At 68.3% G+C, this 22,655-nt stretch carries 18 protein-coding genes; 10 read left to right on the top strand and 8 right to left on the bottom strand.

Annotated elements, in window-relative coordinates; translation table 11 throughout:
- Window positions 1–57 precede the first annotated feature (57 nt).
- The gene (locus tag H3H39_RS06245; RefSeq protein WP_182152473.1) at window positions 58–933 is read left to right on the top strand and encodes a hypothetical protein; all 876 of its coding nucleotides are present in this window, start codon (window positions 58–60) and stop codon (window positions 931–933) included.
- A 13-nt stretch (window positions 934–946) separates the two neighbouring features.
- On the opposite strand, the gene H3H39_RS06240 is transcribed toward H3H39_RS06245, so the two are convergent.
- Entirely contained in the window at window positions 947–1,900 is a 954-nt protein-coding gene (locus H3H39_RS06240; protein ID WP_182152570.1) for a hypothetical protein, read from the bottom strand.
- Complete coding sequence (locus H3H39_RS06235) at window positions 1,888–3,849, bottom strand: GGDEF domain-containing protein (protein WP_182152472.1); 1,962 nt, start codon at window positions 3,847–3,849, stop codon at window positions 1,888–1,890. Before H3H39_RS06235 ends, H3H39_RS06240 begins: the two co-directional genes overlap by 13 nt.
- A 212-nt stretch (window positions 3,850–4,061) precedes the next feature.
- Between H3H39_RS06235 and H3H39_RS06230 the strand changes: the two genes are divergently transcribed.
- From H3H39_RS06230 to tssE, 6 genes are all read left to right on the top strand, one after another.
- Window positions 4,062–4,658, top strand: a complete 597-nt coding sequence (locus H3H39_RS06230; protein ID WP_182152471.1) for an RNA polymerase sigma factor — start codon at window positions 4,062–4,064, stop codon at window positions 4,656–4,658.
- On the top strand, window positions 4,655–5,461 hold the full coding sequence (locus H3H39_RS06225) for a zf-HC2 domain-containing protein (RefSeq protein ID WP_182152470.1): 807 nt from the start codon (window positions 4,655–4,657) through the stop codon (window positions 5,459–5,461). The genes H3H39_RS06230 and H3H39_RS06225 overlap by 4 nt, the downstream gene beginning before the upstream one ends.
- 62 nt (window positions 5,462–5,523) lie before the next feature.
- On the top strand, window positions 5,524–6,828 hold the full coding sequence (locus H3H39_RS06220; RefSeq protein ID WP_229217884.1) for a S8 family peptidase: 1,305 nt from the start codon (window positions 5,524–5,526) through the stop codon (window positions 6,826–6,828).
- A complete protein-coding gene (locus H3H39_RS06215; protein WP_182152468.1) occupies window positions 6,825–7,505 on the top strand; it encodes a TorF family putative porin in 681 nt (226 codons plus the stop codon). The genes H3H39_RS06220 and H3H39_RS06215 overlap by 4 nt, the downstream gene beginning before the upstream one ends.
- 168 nt (window positions 7,506–7,673) lie before the next feature.
- Window positions 7,674–8,762: a TIGR03118 family protein gene (locus tag H3H39_RS06210; protein WP_229217883.1), complete on the top strand. Its 1,089-nt coding sequence runs from the start codon at window positions 7,674–7,676 to the stop codon at window positions 8,760–8,762.
- Between the two features lie 304 nt (window positions 8,763–9,066).
- The gene (tssE, locus tag H3H39_RS06205) at window positions 9,067–9,543 is read left to right on the top strand and encodes a type VI secretion system baseplate subunit TssE (RefSeq protein ID WP_182152467.1); all 477 of its coding nucleotides are present in this window, start codon (window positions 9,067–9,069) and stop codon (window positions 9,541–9,543) included.
- A 9-nt stretch (window positions 9,544–9,552) separates the two neighbouring features.
- Here tssE and H3H39_RS06200 read toward each other — a convergent pair whose 3' ends face one another.
- Window positions 9,553–10,677 carry a branched-chain amino acid ABC transporter substrate-binding protein gene (locus H3H39_RS06200; RefSeq protein ID WP_182152466.1) on the bottom strand — a complete coding sequence of 375 codons (1,125 nt, stop codon included), beginning with the start codon at window positions 10,675–10,677 and terminating at the stop codon, window positions 9,553–9,555.
- A gap of 282 nt (window positions 10,678–10,959) precedes the next feature.
- On the opposite strand from H3H39_RS06200, the gene H3H39_RS06195 reads away from it, so the two are divergent.
- The 3 genes from H3H39_RS06195 (at window position 10,960) to H3H39_RS06185 (ending at window position 15,484) form a co-directional block, all read left to right on the top strand.
- Complete coding sequence (locus tag H3H39_RS06195; RefSeq protein ID WP_182152465.1) at window positions 10,960–12,633, top strand: MFS transporter; 1,674 nt, start codon at window positions 10,960–10,962, stop codon at window positions 12,631–12,633.
- 149 nt (window positions 12,634–12,782) lie between these two features.
- Window positions 12,783–14,039: an HlyD family secretion protein gene (locus tag H3H39_RS06190; RefSeq protein ID WP_182152464.1), complete on the top strand. Its 1,257-nt coding sequence runs from the start codon at window positions 12,783–12,785 to the stop codon at window positions 14,037–14,039.
- Window positions 14,036–15,484, top strand: coding sequence for an efflux transporter outer membrane subunit (locus H3H39_RS06185; RefSeq protein ID WP_182152463.1), 1,449 nt, complete (start codon window positions 14,036–14,038; stop codon window positions 15,482–15,484). Before H3H39_RS06190 ends, H3H39_RS06185 begins: the two co-directional genes overlap by 4 nt.
- A gap of 58 nt (window positions 15,485–15,542) precedes the next feature.
- Here H3H39_RS06185 and H3H39_RS06180 read toward each other — a convergent pair whose 3' ends face one another.
- From H3H39_RS06180 to H3H39_RS06160, 5 genes are read right to left on the bottom strand one after another with little or no spacing between them, the layout of a single operon-like run.
- Window positions 15,543–16,007 carry an AraC family transcriptional regulator gene (locus H3H39_RS06180; protein WP_182152462.1) on the bottom strand — a complete coding sequence of 155 codons (465 nt, stop codon included), beginning with the start codon at window positions 16,005–16,007 and terminating at the stop codon, window positions 15,543–15,545.
- 12 nt (window positions 16,008–16,019) lie between these two features.
- The gene (locus H3H39_RS06175) at window positions 16,020–19,142 is read right to left on the bottom strand and encodes an efflux RND transporter permease subunit (protein WP_182152461.1); all 3,123 of its coding nucleotides are present in this window, start codon (window positions 19,140–19,142) and stop codon (window positions 16,020–16,022) included.
- A gap of 9 nt (window positions 19,143–19,151) precedes the next feature.
- Window positions 19,152–20,375 carry an efflux RND transporter periplasmic adaptor subunit gene (locus H3H39_RS06170; RefSeq protein WP_182152460.1) on the bottom strand — a complete coding sequence of 408 codons (1,224 nt, stop codon included), beginning with the start codon at window positions 20,373–20,375 and terminating at the stop codon, window positions 19,152–19,154.
- 16 nt (window positions 20,376–20,391) lie between these two features.
- Window positions 20,392–21,798, bottom strand: a complete 1,407-nt coding sequence (locus H3H39_RS06165; RefSeq protein WP_182152459.1) for an efflux transporter outer membrane subunit — start codon at window positions 21,796–21,798, stop codon at window positions 20,392–20,394.
- Window positions 21,795–22,487: a CerR family C-terminal domain-containing protein gene (locus tag H3H39_RS06160; protein ID WP_182152458.1), complete on the bottom strand. Its 693-nt coding sequence runs from the start codon at window positions 22,485–22,487 to the stop codon at window positions 21,795–21,797. Before H3H39_RS06160 ends, H3H39_RS06165 begins: the two co-directional genes overlap by 4 nt.
- Window positions 22,488–22,655 lie beyond the last annotated feature (168 nt).

The following is a 22,655-nucleotide window of genomic DNA, read 5'->3' as shown; positions in this document are numbered from 1 at the left end:
TGCGGAAGCCAGTCCTTGCAGCACGCGCTGGCGCCGCCTACTAGGGGGGAGTTCAACATGACTTACACATTGGCAGCCGTATTCGAGCACCGTACCGACGCCAACTATGCGCGCGATGCGCTGATCAGCGCCGGCTTTGACGGTCACACCATACAATTGAGCGACGGGGCCGGCGCCACCGGCGCGTCGCGGCAACAGGACATCGACACCAGCCCGGGCGCCACCGACGAGAGCTTGCTCGACAGCGTGAAGCATTTCTTCGGCCGCCTGTTCGGCACGGAACACGACGACCAGCGCATGATCGCCGAGGCGATCCGGCGCGGCCATGTCGTGCTGACGGTGCATGCCACCAGTCGCGAGCAGGCCGAGCGTGCGGGCGGCATCCTGCAGGCCTTCGGGCCGGCCGGTATGGGCCAGCAATGGGCGCGCGGGGACAACGAGTCGTGGCGCGCGGCCGGCGCGGCCATGCAACAGGCGGACGCGGGGGCGCCGCAAGGCGAGCGCGCGCAACGCGAGGCGGGGCAGTCCGCTTCGGGGGACATGGGACGGATGGAAGGGACGGAAGGGACGGAAGGGACGGAAGGGACGGCGCAGTCCGGCGCATCGCGGCAGCGCGCCGATATGCGCATGGATCCGCATCCCAATCAGGACAGCCTGAACATCCAGCGCGGCGACAATATAGGTATCAGCGAGGAGACGTATTTCCATGCGCACTGGCTCGACACCTTTTCCTACACCGGCGGCACCTACCAGGAGTATGACCCGGCCTATCGCTATGGCGCGTCGATGGCCAACCGCACCACCTACCAGGGCAGCGCCTGGGAAGAAGTGGAGCCGGCCCTGCGCGAGGAGTGGCAGCGCGCCTATCCGGAATCGCGCTGGGAGAAATTCAAGGATGCGGTGCGGACCGGCTGGGACCGCATGAAGGGCTAGCGCGCCGGGACCGTCATTTCGGCAGCAGGTGCCGGAAGGTCGGTTCGATATTGCGTGCATGTAGGAAGCGCACGATATCGTCCAGGGTGGCGTCTTTCAGCAGCAAGCCCGGTGGTGTCGCGGCGTATGCGTCCGGGGCGGTCGCGCATATGGTCGCGCACGCGCGATCCGGCGCGCCGGCGGGCGTGCCGGTGGCGGATGCGCCCGCGTGCGCGCTCGCCTGTGCGCCCGCTGGGATGCCCGTTGGGATGGCGCTCGTCGCATCCGTTGGCGTGCCCGTCGCCGGCTTGCTGTGCGCGCGCTGGAGTTGTTGCAGCGCGTGCTCGAATTGCGCCGTGCTGATGCTGTGCAGCTTGTCCAGCAACGCCGCTTGTCCGGCCGGGGGCGGCGCGATCTCCAGGGCCGGTTCGTCGGCGAACGACGCGCCCAGTTCCGGATGGATAAACGCCGCCCATTTTTCTCCGCCAGGCAGCGGGCAGGGCGGCAGTTCGTCCGCGGCAGCGGCAGGGCGCGCGCCCGTAGCCTCAGCCGCAGCCATACCCGCAGCCGCAGCCGCAGCCGAGCCCGTTCTCATACGCGGCGCGTCCGTCTCAGGCAGGTAAGCCGCGTGCAGCAGCGCCAGGAAGGTATCGACCTGTGCCGGCGGGGCCGGCACTTCCAGCGACAGCCACAGGTCGTAGCCCGCGCCCGAGATGCTGACGGCGGGCGCCGGCAGGCCCAGTTCGGTCTGCAAGGCGTTGGCCACGGCGCACAGGCGGGTCCAGTGTTGTTCCTGTCCGGCGCCAGCCGTATGGTTGAAGTGGATGACGATGGCGCGCGTGCGCCCGTCGTCCGTGGTCAGCCGCAGCGCGGGCGCGGGCTGGCCGGCCATGCGGCGCGCGAGCATGTCGGCCGTGTTGGCTGCCGTGGCCGCCGTGGCCTGCGATGGCAGGTAGAGCCGGATGAGTTCCGAGATTAACTTTTGCATGAGCTTCCTTGAGGGGGCGCGCCGGGCGCCGCCATATTCGTGGCCGCCATTCTGACACATCGCACTTTGTTGCGGCCCGTCTCCTTGGCTTCGTATAGTGCCATGTCGGCTTCGTTGAGGATGGCTTCGATGCCCTTGCTGTCGCTGCGCATCATGGCCACCCCCAAACTGGCCGTGATGGGAATCGCGCGCCCCTCGAACTCGGCCGGCGGCGCGTCGGCGATGGTCTTGCGGATCCGTTCGGCCGTCTCCAGCGCCTCGGCCAGCGTGGTCTCGGGCAACATTACGACGAACTCCTCGCCGCCCAGGCGGGCAGGCAAGTCGGCGTGGCGCACGCTGTGGCGCAGGCAGTTGGCCGTGCGCACCAGCACGGCGTCGCCGGCCGCGTGGCCAAAACTGTCGTTGACGCGCTTGAAGCGGTCCAGGTCGATCATCAGCAGCGCCAGCGGGCGCTGGTAGCGGCTGGCGATGGCGAAGGCGGCGTCGGCTTGCTGGAAGAACGCGCGCCGGTTGGCAAGCTGGGTCAGCGGGTCGGTGTAGGCGATGGTGGCCAAGGCTTGTTCGCGTGCGTGCTGGGTTTCCGTGTCCGTAAAACTCAGCAGCAATTCGCGCGGCTCGTCCCGCCTGGACGGCAGCGGCGCCACCGCCACCAGCGCATGACGGGTGGCATCGCCCACCTTGAGCGTGGCCTCCATGCTGCGGCCCTCGGCCGCGCCGGCCAAGCGGGCGCCGGCGCACAGTTCGCGCCACCCGGCCGGATCGGCGAACAGCGACTCGGCCACCTTCAATTGCTCGCCCGGCATGGCGCCAAACAGGTGGCCAAAGGCGGGATTGGCGCGCAACAACAAGCCATCGTCCAGCCGCACGTGGGCCAGGGCCACGGGCGCGGTGGCGATCAGGCGCGTCATGGCGCGCGCGCCGATGTCGAGCTGCTCCTTGTCGAATTGCAGCTGGGCCGCCTGGCGCGCGCCCTGGCGTACCAGCCGCAACAGCAACGCCAGCGCCATCAGCAGCAGCAAGGTGCTGACGCCGGTGAACACCAGTTCCGCATACCAGGGCGCCAGAAAGTCCAGTTCCGCCGCCTCCACCCGCAACAGGAAGGCGCCGTTGGCGAAGGGCAGCTCATACACCAGGTGCTTGATGTGGTCGTAGGGCGAGATCCAGTAGCTGAGCTGTGGGCGGTCGCGGAACGGCTGGTGCGCCACGGGCGGGATAGCGGCGCCGATGACGGCGTCGGCCATCGGGTAGCGGAAGGCCAGCCGGTTGCCTGGCGTCTGGACGATGGCTACCACGCTGTGGCGTCCCAGCGAAAAGCCGGCCTGTTCCTGTTCTTTCAGGCGCCGTTGGAAGTGCTCGTGGCTTTGCAGGGCGAACACGTAGGCGCGCGGCAGGCCGTTTTCCCCTCGCACGGAGCGCGTCACCACAAAGCCGCTGGGCCAGGCCGAACGGGGGCCGCCCTGGTAGATCGTGATCGCGCTGGCCCGCACGGGATCATCGCGCAGCATGGAAACGTCGATCTGGTCGTGCGCGCGCACGGTGGTCACGTTGTTCGACATGAACAGCACCCGGCCATGACGGTCGGCCACGCCCAGCAGCTCGATATCGTCATTGGCGGCCGCTTCCCGCGTCAACAGCGCCTGCAGGATGGCCACTTGCTGCCGGTTGGCGCTGGCCAGGTCCAGCGGTAAATGATCGTTGAGCGTATCGATCACCAAGTTCTCGGTGGTCGTCAGCTGCGCTATTTGCAGCGTCAGCGAGCGGCGCGAACTGAGCGCCACGTTTTGCAGTTGCTGGGCGATCTGTTGTTCCAGCTCGTGTCTGTGCTGGTAGACCCGGATCGCGCTGCTGCCGATGTACAGGCAGGCAAGGAAGGCCAGCAGCCAGGTCATGGCGGCATAGTACTGGAACAAGGGCTTATTGGCGGGGAACGCGGTGTGCGGATCGGTCATGGCGAGTGTCTCGTTATGATAATTCTGCTAAGCCTTGTGCCTGTGCTCACTGTACGAGATCGGTGACGGCTTGTCACTGTCATTTCGCCACAGGTAATAAGCGTGGTGTGGCGGCCATGCCACCATCGCTCCGTGGTGCTAGCATGGAGCGGCGCGCGGGTTGAACCTTTTTGCTGCCTTGAGGCATTAACAGGCGACCAGGGAGAGTGACGATGCGGGAGGGGCGGAATCTGGACGGACAAGTGGCCGGCACCGGCGGCGCCGGCTGTGACGATGCGTGCCTGTTGGCGCGGATCGTGGCTGGCGACCGGCGGGCGTTCGAACAGCTGTACCGCGCTTATTTCCCCCGGCTGGGCCGTTTCCTGGGCCGCATGGTGCGCAGTGTGCCGCTGGTCGAGGAAGTGATCAACGACACCATGCTGGTGGTGTGGCAGAAGGCGGCCAGTTATGACGGCAGTTGCAAGGTGTCGACCTGGATTTTCGCGATCGCCTACCGCAAGGCGCTGAAGGGCTTGCGCGGCAGCGACGAGCCGGTCGAGTCCGACACCGACCTGTACCAGGCCGGCCCGGAACTGGAGCCGGACCACCTGCTGGAAGGGCGCCAGTTGCGTCAGGTGCTGGAGCGGGCGCTGGCCCAGTTGCCGCTGGCGCAGCGGGTGGTGATGGTGCTCACCTACGACCACGAGATGGGTTACGCGGAGATCGCGGACGTGGTCGGTTGTCCCGTCAACACGGTCAAGACCCGCATGTTTCATGCGCGCCACAAATTGAAGGAATTGCTGGCGAGCCAGAAGGAGGATTACTCATGAACGGCCACACCATCCAGCTGGACGATCCAGCACATGAGGCCGCGCGGGGATTGCTGCCCTGGTACGCGGCCGACCGGCTCGACCCGGCCGACAACGCCACCGTCCGGCGGCACCTGGCCGAGTGTGCGGCGTGCCGCGCCGAACTGGACTTTGAACGCCGGCTGCGGGCGGCGGCCGCCCTGCCGGCGGATGATGGCGCGGGTGCGGCCGGTGGCCTGGACGTGGAGCGGGCGCTGGCCGCCTTGTTGCCGCGCCTCGATGAGGAGGTGCCGATGTCGGTCCCGATCCCGGTCTTGGCCCCGGTTCCGGCTACAGCCATGGCTACGACCCCGGCTGCGGCTACGGCTCCGGTTTCTGCTTCTGCTTCGGCTTCGGCTTCGGCTTCGGCCTCGGCCTCGGCCCCGGCCCCGGCCCCGGCCCCGGCCCCGGCCCCGGTCCGTTCTTGGTGGCGCCGCGCTGCCGCCAATGACCCGTCCTGGCTGCGCTGGGCGCTGGCGGCGCAGTTCGCCGTCATTGCGGGGCTGACGTTGCTGCTGGCGCGGCCGGTGGCCGACGGCGGCGCCTATCATGTGCTGGGCGCCGGGGCCAGCGCCGGCAACCTGGTGGTGGTATTTAAGCCAGAGACGGCGGAACGGGACTTGCGCCGCATCCTGCAAGCCAACGGCGCGCATGTGGTGGACGGTCCCACCGTGACGGATGCTTACCTGCTCAGCGTGCCGGACCCAGGTGCGGCACGCGCGCGCCTGAGGGCCGAGCCGGCCGTGGTGCTGGCCGAGCCATTGGCGGGAGGAGCGTTGCCGTGAACACGCTGCCACAGGCGCCGCCGGTGCGATCGCTGGTGCTACCAGTGCTATCAATGCTATCAATGCTTTTAGTGGTATCACTGGCGCTATCACCGGCGCTGTCGCCTGCCGCCACCGCCGTGGCGATGCAGGCGGACGATGGCGGGCCTGCTCAGTCCGGCGACGCGGCCGCGCCGGAGCGCCAGTTATTGGTCATGCTGCGCCTGCCGCCGCCCCATTACCGCCCGGATGCCGGCTATGGCGGCCGCTACCTGGACGATGGCGGGCGCGCGGCGCGTCACCGCATCGCCGAGGAACTGGCCCGGCTGCACGGCCTGAAGCTGGTGAGCGACTGGCCCATGCCCACACTGGGTGTCGATTGCTACGTGCTGGAGACGCCCGCCGGCGGTGAGCCGGCCCGCATCGCGGAGTTGCTATCGCACGACCCGCGCGTGGAGTGGGCACAACCGGTGGCCATGTATTCCGGCATGGATGGCGCGGCGCCGCCCCTGTATCCGGTGCAGCCCAGCGCGCGCTACTGGCATGTGGCCGAACTGCACCGGGCGGCCACGGGGCGCGACGTGTCCGTGGCGGTGGTCGACAGCGGCATCGATGGCCACCATCCCGACCTGGACGGGCAACTGGCGCAGACTGAGAATTTCGTTGAAGGCAGCAGCTATCTGCCGGAAGCCCATGGCACGGCGGTGGCCGGCATCATCGCCGCGCGCGGGGGGCGGCAGGGCATCCTGGGCGTGGCGCCTGGCGCGCGGCTGATGGGCTTGCGCGCCTGCTGGCAGCAGAACGGGCAGGGCGCGCGTTGCAGCAGCTTCACGCTGGGCAAGGCGCTCAATTTTGCCATCCTGCATGAGGCGCGCATCATCAACTTGAGCCTGTCCGGGCCGCCGGACCGGCTGCTGGACCGTTTGCTGGACGCGGCGCTGGCGCGCGGTATCAGCGTGGTGGGCGCCATCGATCCGCAAGGGACGGCGCGTGCGTTCCCCGTATCCCATCCCGGCGTGATCGCGGTGGCCCAGCAGGCACGCGTTGGCACTGTGGCGGCACTGGCCCCGACCATGGCCTCGGCCCTGACCCCGACCCCGAGCGGCGCCGTGCTGGCGCCGGGCCAGGATGTGCCGGCCAGTTTGGCGGGCGGCGGCTGGCGTTTCGTGTCCGGCAACTCCTATGCGGCGGCCCATGTGACGGGCATGCTGGCGCTGCTGGCCGAATTACGGCCCGGCGCAAAAGGCGCGCAACTGGAACGCCTGCTGGTGCCGGGCACGGGGCAAAATGCTGCTACCATCGACGCATGTGCCACCATCGCCAACACCACAGGCGCTTGCACCTGTTCATGCGCCGCCGTCACCCTGCACACCAGCCGCCGGCCTTGAGGGCAGCCGTGGCGCTGGCGCTGCTGCTGTCCGTGGGCGGCGCGGCGGCGCAGAGCAGCGGCAGCGTGGCGCTGCTGTCAGACTACCGCTTCCGTGGCCTCTCGCTCAGCGATGGCCGTCCCTCGGTCCAACTGGGCTTGAATTACGACAGTCCCCAAGGCTGGTACGCCGGCGCGCAGGTGGCAGGGGCCAACTTGCGCGAGCGCGACATGACGCAGTTGATGGCCTATGGTGGACTGGCGCGGCGCCTGGCGTCTGGCTGGAGCTGGGAGGCGGGCGCCAGCGCATCCCGCTTCAGTGGCGCGCGCGACAGCGATTATGGCGAGTGGTATGCGGGCCTGGCCTCGGAGCGGGTGGGCTTGCGGCTCTATTTCGCGCCGCACTACTTCGGGCGCGACATGCGCACCGCCTACGTGGAAGCGAACGGTTTTTATCCGCTCGGTGACACTGTCAAACTGGTCGCGCACGCGGGCGTGCTGCGCTACCTGCCGCGCGATGGCGCGAACCTGCCGTCCCGCGGCGACGCCCGCCTGGGCCTGGCGGCGGCGCTGGGCGATTGGAACGTGCAACTGGCGTGGGTGGCCGCGTCCTCGCGCGGGCCCAGTGCAGGCGCATCGCCCTACTACACGGCGCCATCCAGGCAGGTGCTGGTGCTCAGCGTGGCTTATGCTTTCTAGCGGTTGAAAATTTGGGACGCAACACAATTTGCGCTGGCGCAAATTGTATTGCGTCCCAAATTTTCCGTCTTCAATTTTCTTCCGTCCCACTTTTTCATGAAACCTTGCGGTCGTCTGCGGGAATGAACGGGCAGCGGTACATCGCCATTCTCGCTGAAAGGACGCACCATGAATACCTCGCATTGCCTGCACAAATTGGCCGGCGTTGGCCTGGCCCTTATGCTGACCGCTTGCGGCGGCGGTTACGGTGGCGGCGGCAGCTACATGCCGCCCGCCCCACCTGTCGTTAGCAGCTACGCCGTCACCAGCCTGGTGTCGGACGCCGTGATCCCGGCGGCCCATACGGACGCCAATCTCGTCAACGGTTGGGGCGTGGCCTTCAATCCGAAAGGCTTTGTGTGGGTGGCCGCTAACGGCACCTCCAAATCGACCCTGTACGACGGCAATGGCGTGCCCCAGTCGCTGGTGGTCAGCACGCCTGACGCGCCGACCGGCATCGTCTTCAACGGCACCACCGACTTCAAGCTGACCCAGGGCGGCGTGACCGGCGCCAGCCCCTTCCTGTTCTCCACCGAGAGCGGCATGATCGCGGCCTGGTCGCCGTCCGTGAGCGCCACCACGGCCGTGACCACTTTCGACGGCAGTGGCGCCGGGGCGGTCTACAAGGGCCTGGCCATCGGCAGCTTCAGCGGCGTCAATTACCTGTACGCGGCCGACTTCCATAATATGCGGGTCGACGTGTTCGACACCAATTTCGCCAAGGTCAGCCTGCCCGGTGGCTTCACCGATCCTGGCTTGCCGGCCGGTTATGCGCCGTTCGGCATCCAGGTCATCGGCGACAAGGTGTACGTGGCCTACGCCAAGCGGGCCGCCACCGGTGACGATGAGCAGGCCGGCGCCGGCCTCGGTGTACTGGACGTGTACACCACGGGCGGTGCGCTGGTGCGCCAACTGGTGACTGGCGGCGCGCTGAACGCGCCATGGGGTATCGCGATGGCGCCGGCGGACTTCGGCAGCAACAGCAATATGCTCCTGGTGGGGAACTTCGGCGATGGCAAGATCAACGTCTATGACCCGGCCAATGGCGCCGCCATGGGCACGTTGAAAGGGGCGGACGGCCAGCCGCTGGTGATCGACGGCTTGTGGGGTATCGCGTTCGGTAATGGCCTCAACAGCCAGCCCACCAACACGCTGTTCTTCGCCGCCGGGCCCAAGGACGAGGCCCATGGCCAGTATGGCCGCATCGACCTGAAGTAGGCGCGTAGGAGTGTTTTTGCGCGAACGCAACACCGGTGTCAGGTCTGGCATTCGGACACGAACTCATGTACGAATGTTGGCACTGACCCCGGTGCGCTGACCCCGGTGCGCGGAGCGGCGCGCCCTTTGCGCGAACGCAAGGGGCGCGCCGCACAAAGTTGGATAATGGCAAGCTCGTCAGTCACATCAGCGCCGCCTGTGGGCCGCGTGCCATGCTGGCGCCCGGCCCGGTGCGGTGTCGCGGGCGGCCCGGGTGGCGGTGCTGTGGCTGATGCTCCTTACACAGTACCCCAGGAGAGCCGCCATGCAGCAGCGCTACGCCCCAGGCCTGTTCGATCGCTTGATGGATGGACCGGCGCGCGCCCGGGGCTGGCCGCTGGAACGGCTCAAGGACGCCGTCGCGTGTGACCTGGAAGCGCTGTTCAACACCCGCGCGGCGCTGGCTGGCACCGAACTGGAACCGTTTCCCGAGGTGCGCAATTCCATCCTCAATTACGGCTTGATTGATTTCGCCGGCATGTGCCTGACCAGCGACGAGGACCGCCAGAGAATCTGCGCCGCCGTGCGGCAGGCCATCGAACGCCACGAGCCGCGCCTGTATGCGGTGAGCGCCGCGCTGCGGCTGTCGGACGCGCTGGTGAACCGGCTCGATATCGTCATCAGCGCGCGCCTGAAGGCCGACCCGGCGGCCGAACTGGTGCGCTTCGACGCCGTGCTCAAACCATCGACCCAGCAGTATGCGATCGACCGCGGCGGCCCGTCCGAAGACGGCGCCGCCTGACTAAGCGGCTCAGTAGCTGGTCAGCGGCACGGGCTGGCCGTGCTTGAAGGTGAAGATGGTGACGGGCGATTGCTTCATGTCGCCGTGCGTGTCGAAGGCATAGGTGCCGGCCACGCCCTGGTAGCTGCCGGCCGCCACGGCCACGCCCACCTTGAGCGGATCGGTCGAATTGACCTTCTGCATGGCTTGCGCGTACAGCTGCACCGCATCGTAGTAGGAAGCCGCGTACACGTCCGCATCCTGCTTGAAGCGCTGCTTGTATTTGGCCTTGAACGCGGGGCCGCTGGTGGCCTTGTCCAGGATGGCGCCGCCCTGCGAGCACAGTACGTTCTCGCCGGCCGCGTTGCCACCGAGCTTGCCCATCTCCGCCGTGCAGATGGTATCGCCGCCCAGCAGCCTGGCGTTGATGCCCAGTTGCTTCATCTGGCGCGCCATGGGTGCGCCCTGCGGCGCGTAGCCGCCGAAGAAGATGGCTTCCACCTTTTTCGCCTTGAGCTTGGTGAGGATGGACGTGAAGTCGATCGCCTTATCGTTGGTGAACTCGTGGCCGGCCACCGCCATGCCCGATGCCTTGGCCTGCTTCTTGAATTCCTCGGCCACGCCCTGGCCGAAGGCCGTGCGGTCGTCGATCACGGCCACGTTCTTCAGGTGCAGCGCGTTGGCCGCGTACAGCGCCATCTTCGAACCCAGTTGGGTGTCGCTGGCGTTGACGCGGAACAGGCCCTGGTAGCCTTGCTGCGTCAGTTTGGGATTGCTGGCCACGGTGGCCACCAGCGCGCCGGCGTCATGGTAGGTGCGCGAGGCGGGAATGGCCACGCCCGAGTTGTACGGCCCGACCACGTAACGCACACCGGCATCCACCAGCTTCTGCGCCACCGCTACGCCGGATTTGGGGTCGCCCTGGTCGTCCTCGGACAGCAGCTCGAATTTAACTTTTTTGCCGGCTACCGTGATGGGCTTGGCGTTCAATTCCTCGATGGCGAGACGGGCGCCGTTTTCATTGTCCTTGCCGGAGAACGCCTGGGCGCCCGACAGCGGGCCACTGTGGCCGATTTTCACCACCGTGTCCTGCGCGCCGGCCGCACCGGCCATGCCCAGCAGCGCCACGGCGCCTGCGATGTGCTTGAATTGCATTGAGTCTCCCGAGGTTGGCGCGCGGGCCGGCGGCCGTCGCGCAGTGAGCAGAATTATCGCCAAATTCGACACATATTATCGTGTGACTTACGCCGCAGGGGCAGTCATTTTGGCGGGAATTGAGCGGCGACAGTGCGCCTGCCGGAATTTTATTTGGTTTTGGCACCAGGGTGGCCGCCCCGTACCCGCTGCAAATCGCTCAACATTGCCGCCGCCGGTGGTATGCTCACCGTCAGAGAGTTCCAGCGCGCAACGTAAGAGCAACCTGACGGGTCTACCGGGATGGACGTCTACACCCCACAAGTCTGGCTTCCCCATGAACGGCCCTCGCTACCGGGTTCGCCGTCCACGCCCCTGCATTCGGACCGGCGCCGGGCCGCCTACCTGATCGTGGGCCTGATCGTGGCGCTCACGGGTGGCTTGGGGAACGCGCTGGTGTCGGTCAACCTGCCGTACCTGCAAGGTTCGCTGGGCGTCTATTCGTCTGAAATCCAGTGGCTGCCGGCCGCCTACGTGATGGCCAATGTGTCGATGAATCTGCTGCTGGTGAAATTCCGCCAGCAGTTCGGCCTGCGCCTGTTCACGGAACTGTTCCTCATGCTGTACGCCGCGGCCACGCTGGCCCATTTGTTCGTGCACGGGCTGGCGTCGGCCATCGCGGTGCGGGCCGCCAGCGGCATGTCCGGCGCGGCGCTCACGGTGCTGGGGCTGTACTACACGCTGCAGGCGTTTCCGGCCAGGCACCGGCTCAAGGGCGTGGTGCTGGGCGTGGGTTTCGCCCAACTGGCGCTGCCGCTGGCGCGGTTGTTTTCGTCCGAGTTGCTGGAGCTGGGCGAGTGGCGCGGCCTGTACTGGTTCGAACTGGGCATGACGCTGCTGGCGCTGGGCTGCGTGCTGATGCTCAAGCTGCCGCCGGGCGACCGCGTGAAGGCGTTCGTCAAACTGGACTTCCTCACCTTCGCCCTGTTTGCGCCGGGTGTGGCGCTGCTATCGGCCGTGCTGGCGCTGGGGCGCACCGTGTGGTGGCTGGAGTCGCGCTGGCTGGGCTACAGCCTGGCCGCGTCCATCGTGCTGATCGCGGCCGCGCTGCTGGTCGAGCATAACCGGCGCGCGCCGCTGCTCAATACGCGCTGGCTCAGCACGGGGAGCATGCTGCGGCTGGCCTTGTCCGTGCTGCTGATCCGGGTGGTGCAGTCCGAAGCCAGCGGCACGGTGGGCTTCCTGCAGGCGCTGGGTTTGAACAACGACCAGATGCAGCAACTGTGGCTGGTGGTGATGGCCGGCACCGTGGCCGGCATGGTGGCCAGCGCGCTCACCATCGCGCCGTCCCGCATCGCGCCGTCGCTGATGCTGTCGCTGGCGATGATGGCGATGGGCGCCTGGATGGACGCCCACGCCACCAACCTCACGCGGCCCGCCAATATGTATGTGAGCCAGTTCCTGCTGGCCTTTGGCGGCGCGTTCTTCCTCGGCCCCACCTTCATATCCGGCTTTGGCGCCGTGATCGCGGCGCCCAGTAACCTGATCAGTTTTTCGCTGATGTTCACCATTTCGCAAAACATGGGCAGCCTGCTGGGCTCCGCGCTGGTGGGGACGTTCCAGGTGGTGCGGGAAAAATACCATTCCAGCCAGCTGGTCGAACATTTGACCTTGCTCGACCCGCAAGTGGCGGCGCGGGTGCAGGCTGGCGGCGCGGCGCTGGGCGGCACGCTGGCCGATCCGGCCACGCGCAGTGCGCAGGGTGTGGCGTCGCTGGGCGCGGCGGCCACGCGCGAGGCCAACATCCTGGCCTACAACGATGTGTTCATGCTGATCTGCGCCGTGGCGCTGGCTACGCTGGCGTGGCTGACGGCACGCTATTTCTGGGAGCAGTGCGTGGTCGGCAAGGCCAGCGCCGGGCCCAACGCGCAAACGGGCATGGCTAACGTTTCACTTAACAATTCCGGATTGCGATGACTAACACTGCACCCGACTCCACGTCCCCGGGCCCGACCCCGGCTTCGGCTTCCGCTTCGGACCCAACCTCGACCCAGGCTTCGGCTCCGGTTTCAGCTTCAGCTCCGACCCCGGCTCCGGCTCCGGCTCCGGCTCACGCACCAGCCGACATGGCGGCGGTGGCAGCTGCCGCCGCCGCCGCCGCGGTGGCCGCCGCCTCGCCACCGCCGATGCCGCCGGACCGGCGCGCGCAGTGGTTGTCGGCCATCGGCTTCGCGGCCGTGGCGCTGGCGGGCGTGCTGGTGGTGCTGTATGCGTGGCGGCTGCCGCCGTTCAGCAGCGCTATCGTGTCGACGGAAAACGCGCTGGTGCGGGGCCAGGTGACGCTGGTGGGCACGCAGTTGTCTGGCTATGTGACACAGGTAAAGGTGCAGGACTTCCAGCAGGTGCGCCAGGGCGACTTGCTGGTGCAACTGGATGACCGCGTGTTCCAGCAGCGTTACGAGCAGGCCCAGGCCCAGTTGGCGGCCCAGCAGGCGGCGCTGGCCAACTGGGCGCAGGCGCGCGGCAGCGCGGAGGCGGGCGTGGCCCTGAACCTGGCCGCGCTGGCCAACGCCCAAGCGCAGGCAAGCAAGGCTACGGCCGATCTGGGACGGGTGGAACAACTGGCGGCCGATGGTTCGCTGTCCGTGCGTGAGCAGGACCAGTCGCGCGCGGCACGGGCGCAAACGGTGGCAGCCGTGGCGCAAGCCCGCGCCTCGCTCGATATCGCGCGCCAGCAGGTGCAGTCGGTGCAGGTCAACAAGGCGGCGCTGGAGGCGGCCGTGGCCAACGCGGCGGCCGCGCTCAAGGCGGCCAAGGTAGACCTGGACAACACGCGCATCACGGCGCCGGCCGATGGCCAGCTGGGCCAGGTCACTGTGCGCCAGGGCGCCTACGTCAATGCGGGCGCGCAGCTCATGGGACTGGTGCCGCGCCAGTTGTGGGTGATCGCCAACCTGAAGGAAACCCAGATGAACGCGGTGCAGGTGGGGCAGGGCGCCACCTTCAAGGTCGATGCGCTGGACGGCGCCACATTGACGGGGCAGGTGGAGCGTATCTCGCCGGCCACCGGCTCCGAATTCAGCGTGCTGCCGGCCGATAACGCGACCGGCAATTTCGTCAAGATCGCGCAGCGGATTCCGGTGCGTATCCGCATCGATCCGGGGCAGGCGCAGGCGCGCCGGCTGCGGCCGGGGATGTCGGTGATCGTCAGTATCGACACCTCGGCGGAATTGAACGACGCCGGCCACGCGCCCGCGCCCGCGCCCGCGTCCGCGCCGACACCCGCGCACGCACCAGCACCCGCGCCTGTGCCCGCGTCCGCACCTGCACCTGCACCTTCGCCTGTGTCCGCATCCGCGCATGCGGCGGGAGCGAGGCCATGAGCGTGGTGGGCGCCGGATGGTTGGCTGCGGGGACGGGCAAGCCTGCCGTCGCGTTGCGCGTCGGTTTGACCGCCGCTGCGTTTGCCGCGTTGTCGGTCGGAGTGCTGGCCGGTTGCGCCGCAACGGCGCCGCCACCGCCGCCATCCACGCTGCAAGTGCCCCTCGCGTGGCGCGCGCCAGTGGGGCCGTCGGCCGGCGCGCCAGCGCCGGAGCAGCAGTGGTGGCACAGCTTCGGCGATCCCGCCTTGAGCGCGCTGGTGACGACGGCGCTGTCCAACAACGGCGACCTGCGCATTGCCCGCGCGCGTGTGAGCGAGTACCGCGCGCGGCTGGGCGTGGCCGCCGCTGGACAGCGGCCCAGCGTCAGCGTCGATGCCTCGCCCACGCGCACCCGCCTGCTGGCCTACAACGGCGTGCCGTATGTGACCAATGTGTACCAGGCCGAATTCCAGGCCAGTTACGAAATCGACGTATGGGGCAGGCTGGCCGCGCAGACCGACGCGGCGCAGGCCAGCTACGACGCCGAACGCGCTAATGCCGACGCGGCCGCATTGTCGGTGGCGGCGCTGGCGGCGTCGGGCTACCTGAACTTGCGCGGGCTGGACGCCCAGCTGGAACTGACGCAGGCGACCTTGACGCTACGCGAGCATTCGCGCGCGCTGGCGCAGCGCCAGTTCGAGGTTGGCTACAGTTCGCGGCTGGAATGGTTGCAAGCGCAGGCAGAATATGAAGCGGCGGCGGAGCAGATTCCGCCGCTGCGGCGCGCCATTTTCGAGCAGGAGAACGCGCTGGCCGTTCTCGCTGGCGGTAATCCCGGCCCCATCGCGCGCGGTGCGCCGCTGGCCGACCTGACCCCGCCGGAGGTTCCCGCCGGGCTGCCGTCTGAATTGCTGCGGCGCCGGCCCGACATCGCGCGGGCCGAATTCAATCTGGTGGCGTCCAACGCCAATTTGGTCACTACGCGCGACCAGTTGCTGCCGTCATTCAAGCTGACGGCCGTTGGCGGGGTGCAGAATTTCCGGCTGCACGATCTGGCCAACGCGCCCACCGCCTTGTGGCGGTTGACGGCGCTGGCCGCCGCGCCCGTGTACGACGGCGGCCGGGTGCAGGCGCAGACGGATGCGGCGGCGGCGCAGCGTGACCAGCTCGCGTATGCGTACGAAAACGCGGTGCGCGGGGCGTTGGCGGAGACGGAAAATGGCCTGGGCGCCTTGCAGCGGCTGCGGGAACAGGCGGTGGAGAACGACGCGCGCCGCGCCACGGCGGCCGAAACGCTGCGCATCGCGCATAACCGCTATCGCAACGGCTACGCTTCGTATCTGGAGGAGTTGGACGCCCAACGTACGCTGTACGGCGCCGACGTGGGACGGTTGCAGCTCAAGACGCGGCTGTTGCAGGCGTCGGTTGATCTGTATCGCGCGCTTGGCGGCGGCTGGGCGCCATGAGCGCGCGGGTGGGCTTGCCTGTGCTACCGGCGCCTACCCGCGCATACCTGCGCTTATCTCAGGCGACGGGGATGCACAGTTCGCAGCTGAACGCGCCCGTGGCCGGATCGATGGAAAAATCGGCCGCGTAGCGTTCCAGGCAGGGACGGGCATCCTTCTTCAGACCGCTGGCCGGCAGCCATTGGGTTTGGAGTTCTTGCCAAGCGGCCGGCATCTGGTCCGGCGTGCCGTGGAACTGGGCCACGGCGTAACGGCCTCCGGCCAGCATGGCTTCCTTGGCTGGCGCCGCGATTTGATAGTCGGGCGCCACTTCCACGCAGGCGTCGTAGCGGCACTCGTTGGGCGCCGTGGTGGTAGGGTCGTCCTGCGCCACGCCATAGCTGACGCGACCCTGCAGGCGAAACGCCTTTTGCCACGGTGCGAACACCTCTTTCCAGAATTCGCCCAGCGCCGGGCCGAACGGGCCCTTGTAGCGCAGGTAGGCCACGCGCACGGCGGGCAGTTCTTTGATTTGTACGTCCATGTCTATCTCCAATTAGTTTCGGCCGCTGGCCACCTGGCGCAGCGGCGCAGGCGATTCCGGCGGATGGCGGCGCAGCTTGCGCATGAGCCGCTTCAGCAAATGTTCCAGGTCGTCGATGTAGGTGAACACGGCTGGCACCACCAGCAGGCTCAGTAACGTCGACGTGATCAGGCCACCGATCACGGTGATGGCCATCGGCGAACGGAAGCTGGGATCGGCGCCCCAGCCCAGCGCCAGCGGCATCATACCGGCACCCATGGCGATGGTGGTCATCAGGATCGGGCGGCTGCGCTTGTGGCAAGCGTCCACCAGCGCCTCGAAACGGCCCATGCCGGCCTGACGGGCCAGAATAGCATAATCGACCAGCAAGATTGAGTTTTTGGTCACGATCCCCATCAGCATGATCAAGCCGATCATGGACGGCATGGACAGCGCGCGGCCCGTGATCAGCAGCGCCACGAAGGCGCCCCCGATGGACAGCGGCAGCGCGGCCAGGATCGTCACCGGCTGCATGAAGTCCTTGAACAGCAGCACCAGCACGCAGTAGATGCAGATCACGCCGATCAGCATGGCCAGCCCGAAGCTGGCGAACAGCGCCGCCATCTCCTGGGTGTCGCCCAATTCCGCGATCTTGACGGCGGCCGGCAGATTTTTCAGCGCCGGCAGCGCGCGCGCTTCCTCGTTCACTTCGCCCAGCGAGCGTTTGCCCAGTTCCACGTCCAGCGTCACGTTGCGGCTGCGATTGAGGCGGTTGATCTGGGCCGGGCCGCTCTCCATCGTGATGGATGCCACGTTGGCCAGCATCACGGGGCCGTTCTTGCCCGGCACAGTCAGGCGGCCGATGGCGTCCAGGTCGGCGCGCACGGCGTCGGGCAGCTTGACGCGGATCGGCACCTGGCGTTCGGGCAGGTTCATCTTGGTCAGGTCGGTGTCGTAGTCGCCGGCCGTGGCCACGCGCACGGTCTGGCCGATGGCGGCCGCCGTCACGCCCAGGTCGGCCGCCTTGGCGAAGTCAGGCCGCACGATGATCTCCGGACGCACCAGCGAGGCGCTGGAGCGCACGTTGCCCACGCCCTTGAGGGTGCGCAGTTCGCGCTCGGCCTGCTGCGCGGTGGCCATCAGCGCCACCGGGTCTTCGCTGCGCAGCACCAGCTGCATCTTGACGCCCGTGTCGGGCGGGCCCACGTTGAAGCGGGCGCCGGGAATCTCGTCCAGCTTGAGGCGGATCCGGTTTTCGATATCGGCCATCGATTCCTTGCGCTCGTTGCGGTGCACGGTGGTCAGGGTCAGCACGGCGCGCCGTGCCTCGGCCGCCGCACCGGGCGCGAAGGCGTCGCCGCTGGAGCCGCCGCCGATGGAGCTGTACACGCTCTTGATGCCTTGGACCTGCATGGCCGCCACGCGCGCCCGTTCGGCCACCACCTCGGTTTCGGCCAGCGTGGAGCCGGGCGGCAGTTCCAGGTTGATCTGGGTCTGGGCGCGGTCGGCCGGCGGAACGAAGCCGGTCGGCAGCAGCGGCACCAGCATGATGGCGCCGACGAAGAAGGCGCCCGAGGCGATGCCCGTCACCAGCCGGTGCGACAAACACCAGCGCATCACGCGGATGTAGCGTGTCATGAGCCAGCCGTCCTGCTGCTGGTGCTGCTTGGCCGGTTTGAGCAGGTAGGCCGCCATCATCGGCGTGAGCAGGCGCGCCACCACCAGCGAGGCCAGCACGGCCAGCACGGCGGTCCAGCCGAACTGCTTGAAGAACAGGCCGGGAATGCCGCTCATGAAAGCGGTGGGCAGGAATACGGCCACCAGCGCGAAGGTGGTGGCGATCACCGCCATGCCGATTTCGTCGGCCGCCTCCATGGCCGCCTGCATCGGCGTCTTGCCCATGGCAAGGTGGCGCGAAATGTTTTCGATTTCGACGATGGCGTCGTCCACCAGCACCCCCACCACCAACGCCAGCGACAGCAGCGTGACCGTGTTGAGGGTGTAGCCGAACCAGTAGATGCCGAGGAAGGCGGGCATCACCGACAGCGGCAGCGCGGCCGCCGCCACCAGCGTGGCGCGCCAGTCGCGCAGGAACCACCACACCACCAGCACGGCCAGCAGCGCGCCTTCATACAGCAGATCCATCGAGCCGTGGAAGTTCTCCTCGACCGGGAAGGCGTTGTCGATGGACTGGGTGAGCGCCACGTTGGGGTGGGCTTGCTGGATTTCCGCGATGGCCGCGCGCGCGCCCTTGGCCACGGCCAGTTCGCTGGCGCCCTTGGTGCGGAAGACTTCGAACGCCACCACGTCGCGCCCATCCTGCTGGGCCACGGCGCGCGGCTCGGCCACCGTGTCGCGCACGCTGGCCACCTGGTCGAGGCGGATGCGGCGGCCGTCCGGCAGCGGCAAGTCCATGGCCGCCAGTTCGGCCGCGCTCTTGACGGTGCCGATGGTGCGCACCGATTGTTCGGCGCCGCTGATGTCGCCCCGGCCGCCCGGTGCTTCCTTCTGCACCTGGCGCAGCTGGCGCGACACGTCCAGCGCCGATACCTTGAGCGCGGCCATGCGGGCGTCGTCCAGTTCGACCCGGATTTCGCGGTAGGCGCCGCCCACGCGTTTGACGGCGCCGACGCCGGGCACGGCCAGCAGGCGCTTGGCCACCGTGTTGTCAACGAACCAGCTCAGCTCCTGCTGGTCCATGGGCACACCTTCGCCGGGGGCGGCGCTGGCCGTGAAGGTCAGCACCACGCGGCCGGCGGTGGAAGCCTTGGTCACGCTGGGGTCGCGCAGCTCGGCCGGCAAGTCGGCCTTGACGCGGGCCACCGCGTCGCGCACGTCGTTGACGGCGTCCGACAACTGCTTTTCGAGGATGAATTCGACGGTGATGGTGGCCACGCCATCGAGCACATTGGTGTACACGTTCTTCACCCCTTGCAGGGTGGCGACGGAGTCCTCGATCTTGCGCGCCACTTCCGTTTCCAGCTGGGCCGGCGCGGCGCCGTCCAGCGCGGCCGTGACGGTGACGATGGGCAGTTCGATGTCCGGGAAGTCCTGCACCGGATTGGCGCGGTAGGCGATCAGCCCGGCCAGCGTGAGCAGGGCGAACAGCATGATGGCCGGGATCGGATTCTTGATCGACAGGGAGGAAAAATTCACGACGGCTCCTTAGCGGGCGGCGGGCGCGGTGGGCGCGGCGGCCTTGGCTTGCGCCGGGGGCTGGGTCTGGGTCTTTCCCACCACCGCCGCCGCCGCTGGCGCCGATGCGGCGGCGGCCACATGGTGCACCAGGTCGCCGTCGTTGAGGAAGCCGGCGCCGTTGACCACCACACGCGTGTCGGCGCCTATGCCGTCCAGCACTTCGATGCGGTCGGCCAGGCGGCGGCCCGCTTTCACTTTGAGCTGGCTGACATGCTGGTCCGCGTTCAAGCGGAACACGTAGCTGAAGCCGTCGCGCACCACAATCGCCTGCTGCGGCACGGTGATGGCGTCCGACGCGCCCAGTTCGAACTGGCCGCTGGCGAACATGCCGGCCTTGAACGGGGCGTTGGCGGCGCTGGTGGCGCTGGCCGGCAAGTCCACGTACACCAGCGCGTAGCGCGTTTGCGGATCGACCGTGGGCGCCACCATGCGCACCTTGCCCGTGGCCTCGGCGCCGTTGGCGGCCTTGACAACGGCGCTGGTGCCGGTGCGCAGCTGGCGCAGGTCGGCCGCCGTCACTTCGGCGCGCCATTCCAGCCGGCCCTGGCGGATCATGCGGAACAATTCCGTGCCGGCGCCGACCACGGCGCCCACGGTGGCGCCACGGGCCGAGATCACGCCGCTGTCAGGCGCCAGCACCTGCGTGTTTTTCAGGCGCAGCTGCTGGCTGGCCACGGCCGCGCGGGCCGAGGCGATGCGGGCGTTGGCCGTCTGTTCGGCCGTCTGGTATTGGCTGATCTGCTGGGCGCTCAGCGCGCCCGTCGTTTGCAGTGTGCGGGCGCGGGCCGCGTTGGCGGCCGCCTCGGCGGCGTTGGCTTCCGCTTCCTGCAGCGCGGCGCGGGCCTGGGCCAGGTCGGCGTTCACGCTGTCGGCCGAGAACACGGCCAGCACTTGGCCGGCCTTGACGGTGTCACCCACGTTGACGCGCACTTCCGTCAGGCGCAGGCCGTTCGCCTCGCTGCCCACGCTCGCTTCCTGCCAGGCGGCCAGGTTGCCGTTGGCGGCCAGCTTGATGGGCAGGCGCGAAGCTTGCGGCAGGGCCGTGGTGACGGTGAGCGCCGGTTTGGCGGTATCGGTTTTCCTGGCATCGGCCGCGCGCGAGGCAGGCGCGTACAGCGCGATGCCGATGCTGGACAGGGTGAACACGGCCAGCAGGGTAGCGGCCAGGGGTTTGAGTTGGATGGAGTTCATGGCGATTCGCTTCATGTCATTGCTCATTGCGGTTGTTGTTGGGCGCGCTCCAGCCGCCGCCGGCGGCGCGGTACAGCGCGACCAGGGCGGCGCTGCGTTCGCGCCGCAGATTGATGACCGTGTCTTCGGCGGCCAGCCGGGTGCGGCGTGCGTCTTCCAGTTCCAGCAGGCTGGCCATGCCGTTCTTGTAGCGCTCTTCCATCGCCGTGAACGATTCACGGTAACCTTGCAAGGCGGTGTTGGCGTCGCCTTCGCGCTCGCCCGTGCTGTGCAGGTTGACCAGCGCTTCCTCCACTTCGCGCACGGCCTGGCGCACGCTGGCGCGGTAGCTCACCACGGCCGAATCGTAGCGGGCGCTGGCCGCATCTACGTTGGCGCCACGGCGGCCGTTGTCGACCAGCGGCAGCGTGAGCGCCAGCGGGCCGATGCTCCATGTGTCGAGCTGCGTGCTGTGGCCGCCCGTGCTGAAGTTGGCCGCGCCCACGGAGCCGGTCAGCGTCAGTCGCGGATAGCGCTGGGCGCGGGCGTTGCCCACGTCGGCGCTGGCGGCCGCCACGGCCCGCTCGGCGCTGTACACGTCGGGCCGCTGGCGCAGGGTCTGGGCCGGCAGCGCGTCGATGGCGATGGCGGGAGGCGTCACCGGCGCGGCGCCGGCCAGGCGCGCGCGCAGCTCGGGTTCGGGCAGGGCGGTCAGCGCCACCAGCGCTTTGACGCCCACGTCGCACGCGGCGCGCTGGGCCACGGCGCGGTTGTTGCCGTCGGCCGCGCTGGCGCGGGCCAGGGCCGCCGTGGCGGGGGGCTGGAAGCCGGCGCGGGCGCTCAGTTCCGTCAGGCGCGCCGTGTCGGCGCGCGAGGCGGCGTCCTGGCGGGCCACGTCCAGCAGTTGTTGGCAGGCGCGCAGCGCGTAGTATTGGTTGGCCACTTCGGCCGCCACCGACACGCGGGCGTCATGCCAGCCCGCCTGCGCGCTGTCGAGGCGGGCCTGGGCCGCGTCACGCGCGGCGCGGCCGGCGCCGAACAGGTCGATCTCCCACGACGCTTGCAGGGCCGCTTGCGCCGTGGTGCCCAGCGGCAGGGCCGACTGCTGGCTCATGCGGCTGACGCTGGCCGCCGCGTCCAGCGAGGGCGCCAGCGCGGCGCCGCTGGCCACCCGTTCGGCGCGGGCCTGGGCGATGCGGGCGCCGGCGCTGGCCACCGAGGGGCTGGCTTCCTGGGCCGCCGTCACCAGTTGCGCCAGCAGGGCGTCGCCCTGCCGCTGCCACCATTGCGCCAGTTCCGTCACGCTGCCTTCGTGCGGCAGCGGGGCTTGCCATTGGGCCGGCAGCGGCGCGCTCACTTGCTGCGCCGGGCCTTGCACGGCGCACGCGCTCAGGGCGCTCGCCACGGCCGCCATCAGCGCCGCGCCTCGTAGTGCTCTCTTCATGCGTTTCCTTCCTTACGGTTGATCTGTTCCGCCATCACCAGCGCTTCGCCATAGCGGACCAGCCGGTGCAGCCATTGTTCGATCGCCTCCGGCGTGGCCAGCAGTTGCGGCGTGATGGCGGTGACGATGTCGCGTCCCACCATGATCTGCACGGCCAGCGCGGCCAGCGCGTAGGCCAGGCGGTGTACTTCGTCGTCGCCCTGTTCCAGGCCCAGGTGGCGGCACAGCACGCGCACCATGGCCATGTGCTCGGGACGGATGCTGTTGTCGATTTCGGCCGCCCACAGGCCGGTGGGTTCCAGCCGTTCGCGCAGCCACAGGCGCAGGAACAGTTGGGCGCCGTCGTCCTGCTGGAGCGGCGCCAGCATCTGGCGGTAAAAACCCAGCAGGGATTCGCGCAGCGTGAAATGGGGCTGTTCGTATTGGGCGATATTGGCAGCCGGCGCCGGGCACATGCCTTCGAACACGGCCCGGTACAGGCTCGCCTTGTCGCCGAAGTAGTAGCTGATGGCGGCCACGTTGGCGCCGGCGGCCTGCGCGATCTCGCGCGTGGAGGTGCGGGCGTAGCCCTGTTCCGCGAACAGGCGCATGGCGGCCAGGCGCAGCCGCTGGCGCGACTGTTCGCCGTCCGAGCGGGGCTTGCGGGTGTCCTCGGCGGGGCGGCTTGGGGGTTGGTTTGCTTGAGTCATCCCGGCATTACAACACGAAATTCAAACAATTGATATAACTAGATCGATTGATTAACTTCTTGGTGAAAGTTGTCTGTAACATATGCTTACTTTCGATACTTGAGTACTCACACATTTCGGCGGGGGCAGCGCTAGAATGGCCGCACCGCTACCCACCGAGGACGACCG

Origin of the sequence: Rugamonas apoptosis (assembly GCF_014042355.1) — a bacterium.
Classification (GTDB): domain Bacteria; phylum Pseudomonadota; class Gammaproteobacteria; order Burkholderiales; family Burkholderiaceae_D; genus Rugamonas; species Rugamonas apoptosis.
This window is presented reverse-complemented; position numbering and strand designations above follow the sequence as displayed.